This window comes from Tepidiphilus margaritifer DSM 15129 (genome assembly GCF_000425565.1).
Taxonomy (GTDB): domain Bacteria; phylum Pseudomonadota; class Gammaproteobacteria; order Burkholderiales; family Rhodocyclaceae; genus Tepidiphilus; species Tepidiphilus margaritifer.
On record NZ_AUDR01000013.1, the window covers coordinates 363,751 to 375,818 of the forward strand.

Annotated in this window: 11 protein-coding genes, 1 tRNA gene and 1 pseudogene; 7 read left to right on the top strand and 6 right to left on the bottom strand. The window is 65.7% G+C overall.

Annotation, left to right across the window (positions count from 1 at the left end; genetic code table 11):
- Positions 1-5 precede the first annotated feature (5 nt).
- Genes H607_RS0102565 through metG form a run of 4 tightly spaced genes read right to left on the bottom strand, consistent with a single transcriptional unit; the run spans position 6 to position 5,106 of the window.
- Positions 6-254, bottom strand: coding sequence for a helix-turn-helix domain-containing protein (locus H607_RS0102565; RefSeq protein ID WP_206673193.1), 249 nt, complete (start codon positions 252-254; stop codon positions 6-8).
- Positions 251-1,264: a tRNA dihydrouridine synthase DusB gene (gene dusB, locus H607_RS0102570; RefSeq protein ID WP_028874138.1), complete on the bottom strand. Its 1,014-nt coding sequence runs from the start codon at positions 1,262-1,264 to the stop codon at positions 251-253. The genes H607_RS0102565 and dusB overlap by 4 nt, the downstream gene beginning before the upstream one ends.
- Positions 1,265-1,321: 57 nt before the next feature.
- On the bottom strand, positions 1,322-3,007 hold the full coding sequence (locus H607_RS0102575) for a SulP family inorganic anion transporter (protein WP_028874139.1): 1,686 nt from the start codon (positions 3,005-3,007) through the stop codon (positions 1,322-1,324).
- A complete protein-coding gene (gene metG, locus H607_RS0102580; RefSeq protein WP_028874140.1) occupies positions 3,004-5,106 on the bottom strand; it encodes a methionine--tRNA ligase in 2,103 nt (700 codons plus the stop codon). Before metG ends, H607_RS0102575 begins: the two co-directional genes overlap by 4 nt.
- Before the next feature lie 51 nt (positions 5,107-5,157).
- On the opposite strand from metG, the gene H607_RS0102585 reads away from it, so the two are divergent.
- A tRNA-Leu gene (locus tag H607_RS0102585) sits at positions 5,158-5,242 on the top strand.
- Positions 5,243-5,291: 49 nt separating this feature from the next.
- Here H607_RS0102585 and H607_RS0102590 read toward each other — a convergent pair.
- Complete coding sequence (locus H607_RS0102590) at positions 5,292-5,921, bottom strand: class II aldolase/adducin family protein (protein ID WP_028874141.1); 630 nt, start codon at positions 5,919-5,921, stop codon at positions 5,292-5,294.
- A complete protein-coding gene (gene mtnA / locus H607_RS0102595) occupies positions 5,918-7,030 on the bottom strand; it encodes an S-methyl-5-thioribose-1-phosphate isomerase (protein ID WP_211218446.1) in 1,113 nt (370 codons plus the stop codon). Before mtnA ends, H607_RS0102590 begins: the two co-directional genes overlap by 4 nt.
- A 14-nt stretch (positions 7,031-7,044) precedes the next feature.
- Between mtnA and H607_RS0102600 the strand changes: the two genes are divergently transcribed.
- From H607_RS0102600 to H607_RS0102625, 6 genes and pseudogenes are all read left to right on the top strand, one after another.
- The gene (locus H607_RS0102600) at positions 7,045-7,359 is read left to right on the top strand and encodes a PP0621 family protein (RefSeq protein WP_051240577.1); all 315 of its coding nucleotides are present in this window, start codon (positions 7,045-7,047) and stop codon (positions 7,357-7,359) included.
- Complete coding sequence (locus tag H607_RS0102605; protein ID WP_028874144.1) at positions 7,346-8,866, top strand: sensor histidine kinase; 1,521 nt, start codon at positions 7,346-7,348, stop codon at positions 8,864-8,866. The genes H607_RS0102600 and H607_RS0102605 overlap by 14 nt, the downstream gene beginning before the upstream one ends.
- A 227-nt stretch (positions 8,867-9,093) precedes the next feature.
- Complete coding sequence (locus tag H607_RS11395; protein ID WP_037989260.1) at positions 9,094-10,374, top strand: tyrosine-type recombinase/integrase; 1,281 nt, start codon at positions 9,094-9,096, stop codon at positions 10,372-10,374.
- 95 nt (positions 10,375-10,469) lie between these two features.
- The gene (locus H607_RS11400; RefSeq protein WP_157381260.1) at positions 10,470-11,240 is read left to right on the top strand and encodes a protein kinase; all 771 of its coding nucleotides are present in this window, start codon (positions 10,470-10,472) and stop codon (positions 11,238-11,240) included.
- A gap of 101 nt (positions 11,241-11,341) precedes the next feature.
- A complete protein-coding gene (locus H607_RS0102620) occupies positions 11,342-11,548 on the top strand; it encodes a helix-turn-helix transcriptional regulator (protein ID WP_028874145.1) in 207 nt (68 codons plus the stop codon).
- 129 nt (positions 11,549-11,677) lie between these two features.
- Positions 11,678-12,068, top strand: a pseudogene (locus H607_RS0102625) (hypothetical protein); the annotation flags it as partial.

Below are 12,068 nucleotides of genomic sequence, written 5' to 3' on the forward strand. Positions count from 1 at the left end.
GAGGGTCAGCCGAGATGGTATTGCTGGATCTTGCGCCGTAGCGTGTTTCGGTTGATGCCGAGCATCTGTGCCGCCAGCGTCTGGTTGCCGTCAGCGCGGGCGAGGATGTAGCGGATGAGTTCGCTCTCGACCCGGTCCATCACCAGCGCGTACAGACCCGTGGGCGTCTGGCCCTCGAGGTCGTGGAAATAGCGCTCGAGCGTGGCGAGCACCGCCCGGCCGAGCTCGTCGCGGCATTCGGGCATCGGTTTCATGCGCAGACCTCGTCGGTCGTTTCCAGGGGTTCGATCCCCCGGCTGGCGAGTTCGCCGAAGAATTCGTCGATCGCCTCGCGCTGTTCGGCCACCGTCTCGAGCCGGTTCATGCGTTGGCGGAAAGCCGCCGAGCCGACGAGGCCCTTGGTGTACCAGGAGATGTGCTTGCGCGCGACCTTCACGCCGGTCGTTTCACCGTAGAAGGCATAGAGGTCTTCGAGGTGCTCGAGCAGCAGAGCCCGGATCTCGGCCGGCGAGGGCGGCGGCAGGTGCTCGCCGGTAGCGAGGTAGTGTTCGATCTCGCGAAAGAGCCAGGGGCGCCCCTGGGCGGCGCGGCCGATCATCACGCCGTCGGCGCCGGTGTAGTCCAGCACGGCGCGGGCCTTCTCGGGCGTGTTGATGTCGCCGTTGGCGATCACGGGAATGGAGACGAGGGTCTTCACCAGCGCGATGGTGTCGTATTCCGCTTCGCCCATGTATTGATCGGCCCGGGTACGGCCGTGGATAGCGAGCGCCCGGATACCGCAGGATTCGGCGATGCGCGCCAGGCGCGGGGCGTTCTTGTTGGCGCGGTTCCAGCCGGTGCGCATCTTGAGCGTGACCGGGGTGTCGGGCACGGCGCGCACCACGGCTTCCAGGATGCGGGCGGCGAGCGCTTCGTCTTGCATGAGCGCCGAGCCGGCATAAACGTTGCACACTTTCTTCGCCGGACAGCCCATGTTGATGTCGATGATCTGCGCCCCGCGCTCGACGTTGTAGCGTGCCGCCTGCGCCATCATTTCCGGGTCGGCGCCGGCGATCTGCACGACGATGGGTTCGACTTCGCCCCTGTGGTCGGCCCGGCGCAGGGTCTTGGCGCTGCCATAGAGGAGCGAATTGGAGGTGACCATCTCGGAGACCGCCAGTCCCGCGCCCAGGCGCTTGCACAGCTGCCGGAAGGGGCGGTCCGTGACCCCCGCCATGGGGGCCACGAAGAGGTTGTTGCGCAGGCGAAAGCCGAGATAATCCATCGCGGTGGGGTGTGTGTCGATCGTCGGGAACGGGCAAGTATACCCCAGCGCTCGCTGCTACGTATAGGAAATCTCGGGTTCGCGCCGTTGCAGGGTCGCGGCGTGTGCCAAGGCGTCCTCGAAGGTGCGCCGTACGTTCCCGCGGCCAATCTCGTCGAGGAATCCCGCCTTGCGCAAGGTGCGAAAAATTTCTCTATTCAGCTCGGCAAGCACGAGGGGAATGCCGCGCTTGCCGAGTTCTCGGGCGATGGCACGCAGGGTGTCCAGGCCCGAAGCGTCGATGCTCACGAGTTTACCCAGGTCGAGCACGACTACGTCGGGCCAATCCTGGGTGTCGAGGAGCTCGTCGAGCTTGTGGATGGCGCCGAAGAAGAGTGCTCCGGAGATGCGGTAGGCGGCCACGCGCAGGGTGCCATCCGGGCGCAGGAAGCGCGCCGCGTCGGGCCGTCGCTCGAGCGGCAGGCGATCCACGTGGGTGAAACGCGCCATCTGGTAGATGAAGGCGAGGCTTGCGAGCACCATGCCGACTTCGACGGCGATGGTGAGGTCGAAGAGCACGGTGAGCGTGAAGGTGGTGATGAGGATCACGCGGTATTTCGTGCTGAAACGTCTGAGCGCGGCGATCGACATTTCGTGCCAATCACCCATGTTGATCGCCGTGACGAGCACGATGGCGGCGAGCGTGGTGAGCGGCACGTGCGCGGCGAGCGGCGCGAGCACGAGCACGATGGCGAGCAGGGTCAGGGAATGGACCATCCCGGCTACCGGACTGCGTCCGCCGGCGCGCACGTTGGTGGCGGTGCGGGCAATGGCGCCGGTGGCGGCGAATCCGCCGAAGAGCGGGGCGACGACGTTGGCGATGCCTTGGGCCATCAGCTCCTGGTTCGGATCGTGCCGATCGTCGATCATGCTGTCGGCCACCCGGGCCGAGAGCAGGCTCTCGATTGCGCCAAGCAGCGCGATGGCGATCGCCGGCGGCAGCAGTTGTCCCAATTTGGTGAGGTCGAATGCCGGGAAACTCGGCCTCGGGATCATTTGCGGGATACCGCCGAAGCGCGTACCGATCGTCTCCAGCGGCAGGGAGAAGAGCATGTTCACGGCGGTGGCGACGATCAGTACCGCCAACGGCCCTGGAATGCGACCGAGCCAGGCATTGCGCTTGGCGTAGCGGTTCCAAGTGAGCAGGAAGGCGAGCGAGGCGAGCCCGAAGGTGAGCGTAGGCCAGTGGATGGTGGGCAGCGCCGTGGCGAGCGCGTGCATCTTGCCGAAGAACTCGGCGGGGACTTTCTCGATCGCCAGCCCGAGGAAATCCTTGATCTGGGAGAGAAAGATGACGAGCGCGATGCCGTTGGTGAAACCGATCACCACCGGCAGCGGGATGAAACGGATGAGCGTGCCGAGCCGCGCTGCGCCCAACGCGAAGAGGAAGAGCCCGGCGAGCATGGTCGCCACCAGCAGGTTTGCCTCGCCGTGCGCGGCGACGATGCCGTAGACGATGGGGATGAAGGCGCCGGTGGGGCCGCCGATCTGCACGCGCGAGCCGCCTAGGGCCGAGATGAGGAACCCCGCGACGATGGCCGTCCAGATGCCGGCCGAAGGGGACATGCCGCTGGCGATCGCAAAGGCCATCGCGAGCGGCAGGGCCAGCACGCCGACCGTGACGCCGGCCGAGAGGTCGGCGAGGAACTGCCCGCGGTCGTAATCGCGCAGCGTTTCGATGAGACGCGGGCGGAAGAAGCTCATTTGATTCTCATGCCGGGGAGGGCACCATCGTCGGGGGAAACGAGGTAGATGCCGGGGTGCTTGCCGTCGGGGTCGGAGGCGGCGAGCACCATGCCTTCGGAGATGCCGAACTTCATTTTGCGCGGCGCGAGGTTGGCCACCAGCACGACCAGCCGGCCGACGAGTGAGGCAGGATCGTAGGCCGCTTTGATGCCGGCGAAGACCTGCCGTACCCGGGCGCTGCCGTCTTCCTCGCGTTCGCCCGCGTCGAGCAAGAGCCGCAGCAGTTTGTCGGCGCCTTCGACCGGCTCTGCGGCGATGACGCGCGCCACGCGCAGGTCGACGGCGAGGAACTGATCGAGCGTGATCGGCGCCGCTGATTCGGGCTGCGTCGCAGCGGGTTTGGCAGGAGGGGTGATCGGGGCGAGGGCTTCGCGGTTGGCTTCGATGAGCGCGTCGATCGCCTTGCGTTCGATCCGGGTGAGGAGGTGCTCGTAGGATTCGATCCGGTGCCCGGCCGGTAGCGGTGCCCAGTCTTCCTGCCAGCACAGCGGTTCGATGGCGAGGAATCGCTCGACGCGCGCCGCGGTGCGCGGCAGGACGGGTTTGAGGAGGCGGGTGAGATCGCGAAACATGGTGAGCGCCGTGGAGCAGACACGGTGCAACCGCTCGAGTTCCCCGCCCTTTGCCAATTCCCAAGGCTTGTGCTCGTTGATATAGTGGTTGGCGGCATCGGCGAGCGCCATCGCCTCGCGCAGCGCCCGGCCGTAGTCGGCGTCTTCGAATGCACGATGCAGCCGCTCGTCGCGGTGGGCGGCCTTGAAAGGGGCGAGCGCTTCGGCATCGACGGGTCCGAGCCGGCCGTCGAAGCGATCGACGATGAAGCGGGCGGTGCGGCTGGCGATGTTGACGTACTTGCCCACGAGGTCGCTATTGACCTTGGCGATAAGGTCGTCGAAACTGAGGTCGATGTCTTCGAAGGTGCCGTTCGATTTGGTGGCGAAGTAGTAGCGCAGCCATTCCGGGTCGAGCCCATGTTCGAGCCAGGAGCGGGCGGTGATGAAGGTGCCGCGGCTCTTGCTCATCTTGGCGCCGTCGACAGTGAGGAACCCATTGACGTACTCGCGCGTGGGCGTGCGGTAGCCGGAAAAGTGCAGCATCGCCGGCCAGAAGAGGGCGTGGAAGTAGAGGATGTCCTTGCCGATGAAATGCACCATCTCGGTGCCGGCTTCGGCGGCGCGGCGTGCGTCGATGTACTCGGCCACGTCAAGGTTGCCGCGGCGCTTGGCGAGCGCCAGGAAACTCGCCAGATAGCCGATGGGGGCATCCAGCCAGACGTAGAAATACTTGCCGGGTGCGTCCGGGATCTCGAAGCCGAAGTAAGGGGCATCGCGCGTGATGTCCCAGTCCGAGAGGCGGTTCTCGCCTTCTTCGCCGAGCCATTCCCGGATCTTGTTGGCGGCCTCGAGGCTCAGGTGGGGTTCGCCGCGCGCGTTGGTGCCGCGCGTCCAGCGGCGCAGGAACTCCACGCAGCGGGGATCCGAGAGCTTGAAGAAGTAGTGCTCGCTCTTTTTGAGGATGGGCTTGGCGCCGGAGACGGCGGAATAGGGATTCTTGAGTTCGGTGGGCGAGTAGGCCGCGCCGCACGCCTCGCAGTTGTCACCGTATTGATCCGGCGCGCCGCAGCGCGGGCATTCCCCTTTGATGAAGCGATCCGGCAGGAACATGCCTTTGACCGGGTCGTAGAACTGCTCGATTTCGCGGGCCTCGATCAAGCCTGCCGCCTTGAGCTTGCGGTAGATGTCTTCGGCGAAAAAGCGGTTTTCTTCGCTGTGCGTGCTGTGGTAGTGATCGAAGGCGACGAGGAAGTCGGCGAAATCGCGGGCGTGTTCCTGTTGGACGCGGGCGATCAGCGCTTCGGGCGTGATGCCTTCCTTTTCCGCGCGCAGCATCACGGGGGTGCCGTGCGTGTCGTCGGCGCAGACGTAATGGACCGTGTGCCCGCACATGCGTTGGTAGCGCACCCAGACGTCGGCCTGCACGTAGCCTACGAGGTGGCCGAGGTGGATGTCGCCGTTGGCATAGGGCAGCGCGTTCGTGACGAGGATCTTGCGGGTCATCTCCGGTCCTGATCGTTGCGGCAGTGAGCTTGGATTATAATGGTTCGCCGTGCCCGGGTGGCGAAATTGGTAGACGCACCAGATTTAGGTTCTGGCGCCGCAAGGCGTGGGGGTTCGAGTCCCTTCCCGGGCACCAAGGGCACCGTTCGGGTGCTTTTCTCTCTCGATTGCCTCGATGTTCTCGATCAGCGTCGGCCGTAGCCGGCGATGGCTTCTTGCGCTTCGGCGATCTCTTCGTCCGTGAGATGGACCGGCTCGCCGAGCGTGCGGGCCCTCAGGTAGTGTTCGCACAGGGTTTCCAGCTCCTGCGCCAGGGCGAGCGCCTGGGGAAGGTCGCGGCCGCAGACGAGCATGCCGTGGTTGGCCATGAGGCAGGCGCGGCGGCCTGCGAGGGCTTCGAGCACGGCGTCCGACAGCGCCTGGGTGCCGAAACGGGCATAGCGGGCACAGCGCACGTCGGGACCGCCGAAGCGCAGGATCATGTAATGGAAAGGCGGGAGGTCGCGGCGATGGCAGGCGAGCGCCGTGGCCGCCGGGCTGTGGCAGTGGATGACGGCGCCGGCTTCGGGTCGGGTGCGGTAGAGGTCACGGTGGAAGCGCCATTCGCTCGAGGGGGGCCAGGGGCCGGAATGGTCGCCGTCGAGTGTCATCGGCACCATCATGTCGGCGGTGAGCTCCTCGGGCGCAATGCCGGAGGGGGTGATGAGGAAGCCGCCGGCGGTGCGCACGCTGAGGTTGCCGGCGCTGCCGGAGTTGAGCCCGGTTTCGGCCAGGCGCCGGGCGGCGGCAAGCAGCGCCAGGGCGGCATCGGTCATCGGTCGGTCTCCGGGGCGAGCTTTGCGGTGGCGAGCGGCGCGGGCCAGGCGCCGGTCTCGGTGAGAATGGCGGTGATCCAGCGCGCGGGGGTGACGTCGAAAGCGGGGTTGCGCACTCGGGCCGGCAGCGGCGTGAGGCGCACGGGGACGGGGTCACCCGCGCCTGGCGGCAGACCGGCGACGGTGAGGACTTCTTCGGCGGCGCGTTCCTCGATGGGGATGGAGTAGCCGTCGGGGCAGGCGGGATCGAAGGTGGTGGCCGGAGCCGCTACGAGGAAGGGGACGCCGTGGGCGTGCGCAGCGAGGGCTTTGAGGTAGGTGCCGATCTTGTTGGCGACGTCGCCGTTGCGGGCGATGCGGTCGGCGCCGACGAGGACGAGGTCGATTTCCCCACCGGCGATCAGCGCCCCGGCGGCGTTGTCGGCGACGAGGGTGGCGGGCACCCCGGCCTGCGTGAGTTCCCAGTGGGTGATGAGCCCCTGATTGCGTGGCCGGGTCTCGCTCACGAAGACTTCCATCGGGATGCCGGCGGCGTGGGCGAGGTAGATGGGGGCGAGCGCCGTGCCCGCGCCGCAGGTGGCGACCCAGCCGGCGTTGCAGTGCGTGAGGAGGCGCACGGGGCGATCGAGCCGGCGCGCCAGTTCCTCGATCCAGGCAAGCCCGGCGCGGCCGATGGCCTCGCAGCGTCGGACGTCGTCGGCGCGCTGGCGCTCGGCTTCGGCCCAGGCGGCGGCGGGGCGATCGGCGGGCGGAAGCGGCGCGAGCACGGCGCGCTGCGCTTCGAGCGCGAGGCGCAGGTTCACCGCGGTGGGGCGGGTGGCGAGCAGCCGGGCGATCGCCGCTTCGAGGGCGGCGTCGCTCGCGTCGCGCTCCAGGGCGAGCGCGAGGCCATGGGCGGCGGCGACACCGATGAGCGGAGCGCCGCGCACGCGCATGGCGACGATGGCTTCCAGCACGTCTTCCATAGTGGTGAGCCGGCGCTCGACGACGCGCCAGGGAAGCTCGGTCTGATCGAGAATGATGATGGAATTGCCGTCGCGGCGCAGGGTGGCGAGCGGAGGAGTAAAGGACATCGTGAGCCGAACGTCGATCTGGGCGAAGAAAATCATAGCACGACAGGAACATGGGCACGCGCTACAATCGCTTTTTTGGTCCGATGCGGGATGCGGTGATGCGTTGGTTGTTCTGGTTCTTGGTGCTGCTCGCGGTGGTGTGGTGGGCACGGCGGCGGTTTTTCGCGACGGATGATGCGTCTCGCTTGAGTGGCAAAGGGGCGCGGGCGGACGGTCGAAGAGCGAAGTCCGCGCTCGAGGCTGAACCGATGCTCCAGTGTGCCCATTGCGGCGTGTTCGTACCTACTTCCGAGGCGGTACGTTCCGGCGGACGTGTCTTCTGCTGCCAAGAGCATCGGGAAGCCGCCGAACGTGGCCGAGCTTGAGCCTGCCGCGGCCGGCGTGTCGAGCGCCGTCAGCCGCCTCGGGGATCTGCTGCGTGTGGCCGTGGCCGGCGTCTTGCTGGTGGGCGGGCGCCAGATGTCCCTGGGCGAGGAGTGGCCGGGGGCGTTCCTGTGGCTGAGTGTGGGGTATTTCGGTGCCGCCGTGGCCTTGGCCGTCTTGCGGCCGATACGCCTGCGCCGCTCCGCCGCCTGGGTGACGGCGGCGGTGTTGCTGGACGTGGCGGCGCTCACCGGGGTAATGATGGTGAGCGGCGGGTTTCGTTCGGGGTTGGTGCCTTTTCTCTATCTGGCCGTGGGCGGGGCTTCGCTGGTGGTGTCGCGTCGGCTGGCCGCTTTTTATGCCGCGCTCGTGGCGCTTGCCTTGTTGGGAGAAAACCTGTGGCGCGGTTGGCTGGGTGCGGGGGCGAGCGATGCCTATCTCGTGGGGCTGAGCGGGGCGGGCGCTTTTGCGGTGGCCCTGGCGACTCAGGCGCTGGGAGAGCGCCTGCGCCGGGCAGAGGAATCGGTCCGGGCGCAGCAGGAGACCCTCGCCTGGCAAAGGGAGATCAACGACCGCATCTTGCGGGAACTGCGCGACGGGGTGTTGGTGGTCGACGATGAGGACATGGTGCGCTATGCCTCGCAGCCGCTGCGGCTTTGGCTGGGCCGGGAACCCGTGGGAGAGCGGGTCGATGCGATCCTTCCCGGCGTCGATCGCGCTTTGGCGCGTGCAGGGGGGGAGCGTTGGGTGACGGTGCAGGGGCGCCGGTTGCGTTGTCGGGCGAGCGTGCCCTATCGCGGCGGCGGATGGTTGGTGTTCGTGAGCGACCTGGAGGAAGTGAGCCGGGAGTTCGAGCGCAACAAGCTCGCCTCGCTCGGCGCTTTGGTCGGCGGGGTGGCGCATGAGGTGCGCAATCCTCTGGCGGCGGTGGTGCAGGCGTTGGAGCTGATGCGGGGCGAGGAAGACGCGACGGCGCGCGAGACCTTGCGGGCGATGGCGCTCGACAATGCCGAACGGATCGAACGTCTGGTGGAGGACGTTTTGTCCCTGGGGCGGCGGCAGCGGCCTCGGCCGGAAGTCCTCGATCTTTCCGCGTGGCTGGGGCCGTGGTGGCGCGAAGCGCTCTCGCGGCTCGGGCGCCGGGAGGAGGAAGTGATGCTGGAGGTGGAGAAAGGCTTGTGCGTTTGGGCCGATCCCTTGCATTTGCGCCACATCCTTGACAATCTCCTCGATAATGCGGCGCATTTCGCGAGCCGCCGCGCGGGTGCGATCCGCGTGTGTGCCCGGGCCGAGGGAGAACGGGTGCGGCTGGAGGTGTGCGACGACGGGCCGGGACCGGCGCCGCAAGTGCGCGAACGTTTGTTCGAGCCTTTCGTTTCTTCGCGCGCCGGCGGCACGGGCTTGGGGTTGTACGTGGCCCGTACGCTCGCCCGGGCGAACCAGGGGGAAGTGGAGTGGGGCGACGCTGGATGCTTTCGCGTGTGGCTGCCGCGGCCGGCGCAGGCGTGAGCGTGGGTGTGTGACAATGAGCCGTCCGACGGCTCGGGAGAAGGGGCGATGTTGCTGTTGATCGAAAAGCTGCATCGCCATCCGGAAAAGGCCGTTGATATCCGATCCGCGGCGCGAATTCAAGCAATATCAAGTAATTAGTATCCGGCAAAAGTCGGGGTTGTCCATTGCCATTCAAGTAAATTGCGGGTATCGTAGCGGGTATCGATTCCCCGGATACCCGCATCATGCCCCTGACCGACGCAAAAATCCGCAACACCAAGCCCGGCGACAAGCCGATCAAGCTGACTGACGGCGGCGGGCTTTATCTGGAGGTGCGGCCGACTGGCGCGAAGCTGTGGCGCTACCGCTACCGCATCGCGGGCAAGGAAAACGTCTTCGCCGTCGGGGAATATGTCCAAGCCCCTACCGGCGAAACCAAAGAGCAAGCCCAAGCCCGGCGCAACGCGGGGATGCTGACCCTTGCCGAAGCGCGGGCGCGGCGCGAAGAATGCCGGGCGCTGGTGAAGCAAGGCATTCACCCGGCGCACCAGAGACAAGCCGATCGGCTGGCAATCCATGCTGAAAGCGCCAACACTTTCGAGGCCGTGGCGCGGGAGTGGATAGCCAAGAAAAAGCCGACATGGACGCCCTACTATCTTCGGCAGGTTGAGCGTTTCATGGAAGCCGATGTCTTCCCCAAGATCGGCAAGCATCCCATTCGGAACGTGACAGCGGCGCAACTGCTGGAAATCGTCAAGGCAATCGAGGGGCGTGGCGCTGAAAGCGTAGCCCTGCAGGTGCGGCAATGGGCGTCGGCGGTATTCCGCTATGCCGTGGCAACCCTGCGGGCGGATGCTGATCCGGCGGCGGCACTGAAGGGCGCGATTCACCGACCGAAGATCGAGCATCGCAAGCCGTTGACCCGCGACCAGATAAGGGCATTCATCAAAGCCCTTGAAGGCTATGCCGGGTATCGGACTACGGTTATCGCCTTGCGTCTGATGCTGCTGACATTCGTTCGCACTGTGGAACTGCGCGGGGCGCGGTGGGCGGAAATCGACCTTGACCGGGCGGAATGGCGCATCCCCGCTGAGCGGATGAAGATGCGGGAGCCGCACATTGTTCCACTATCTCGGCAAGCCGTGGAATTGCTGCGCGAACTGCACACCTACACCGGCGGGCGCGGGATGTTGTTCCCCAACTACCGCAACCCGAAAACCTGCATGACGTCAACGACACTGAACCGGGCGCTGGAACGCATGGGCTTCAACGGCAAAGACAGCATCGGCTTTTCCGCGCATGGATTCCGGGCGACGGCTTCAACCATCCTGAATGAAATCGGCTTTCGGCCTGACGTGATCGAACGCCAGCTAGCCCATGCCGAGCGCAACAAGGTAAGAGCCAGCTACAACCAAGCGGAATATCTGGAAGAGCGGCGCGCCATGATGCAGCAATGGGCAGACCTGATCGACGAAATGGCAAAGGGCGGTGACAAGGTGACGCCGATCAAGCAAGCGGCGGCATGACGGTTTGCCGCGCCTAGCCCGACGGGGCGAAAACCGGGAATCCCTTGCCCGGCTGGTGCGGCATCCAATCAAGGGCATGGAGCGGAAGGGACGCCATGAAATCTTGGTACAACAAAAACGACTGTCAGCACCTAAATGCATATCAAGCCTATTACCCTGTGCCAGTGGCGGCAATGCTTTGGTGCGGGGTTCCGCCCGACGAGGTGCAAGAGGAACTAAATCGAATAACCCCGCACCCCTACATTCGCGGGGTATTCACTCACCCGTTCATTCCGTGTTTCGAGGTGCGATGCAGGATCATTCACGATGCCATTGAAAGAGGAGCACTGCCAGCATCGCGTGAAAACGGGAAGGTGACCAATGAACATATCGCGCCAGAACGCCGGCATGTATCGCGGGAGCACTTGAGGGCGTGGATTGCCAAAGAGCACCCGGCAGACAAGCCCGAATTCCTGTTCGACGAAATCGAGCGCAAGACCCATGCGGCGATCAACGCCGATGCTTTCCGAGCCTTGCAGGCTGATCGAGATGCAGCGCGGGCGGAACTGGAAAGGGCGAAGGCTTGGGCGGCGGACACCATCCGCGAAATGGATGCCCTGCGCGGCGAGCGCGATTCACTGCGGGCGATGGTGGAAAGGATGAATATCCCCGGCGAGAGAGCCGAGACAACCTATCTGAACATCATCGGGGCAATGCTGGCGCTGATGCTTGGGAAGTCGCCAGCGGGCAAGCCGCAATCCATTTACGACAACCAAGCCGCGATCATTGCCGCGTTACTCGGACACTATGAAGGCAAGCCTGGAATATCGGCGCGAACACTCGAAGAAAAGTTTGCAGCGGCAAAGCGAAGCCTGACCGCGACCTGATCCATTACCGCAACTGCGGCACCGGCTTCCGCAACTACGGTGATCCGTTTTAACGGAAAAATTAGGATGCACCCGTCTCAACTTGAATAAGGACGGATGCAATGAACCAACTACCCGAAACCGGCTTTCTTCGCCTGTCGCAAATCATCGGCGACCCGAAGAAAGGCCTGCCCCCCATCATCCCCGTCAAGAAAACATGCTGGTGGCACGGCGTCAAAACCGGGCGCTTTCCCAAGCCGGTAAAGCTTGGGCCGCGTGTTACCGTCTGGCGAGTCGAAGACATTCGCGCCCTGATTGAATCGGCATAAGGGGCGCGCCATGAGTGAAAAAATCGAGGCCGCCCCGGGTGGAGCTCCCGAGACGGCCGACAAGCTCGAACGCACGAGCTTCAATTCTAGCACGGGCGCCGGGCAAGCTCGCCGGGCAGGAGGCGCGGCATGGTAGCGCTGCCCCCTTTGCCGACTGCACGCGCCACCCCAGCGGCCCCGCGCACGATCCGCGATCTTCAAGACGCCATCGCCGAGGCCTGCGCGGCCGTCGGACTCGACGAACCGAAAAGCCCCTGCCGCCCCGGCGAATGGGTGCGCTGCGACGTGACCGGCGCCGGGAGGAAGGGGCGGGACGACGGTTCGGTCAAGGTGTTCGCCGACGGCCAAGGCGTCATCGCGCACAACTGGAAGAGCGGCGAGCAAGCAACCTGCTTTGTCGGGCGGCCAGACGCCGAGCTATCGCCGGCCGAACGCGAGGAACGCGCCAGGCGGCGGGAAGCGGAACGCGCCAAGGCCGAGGCCGAGCTAGCGCGGCAACGCCAGGAGGCGGCGCGGGTGG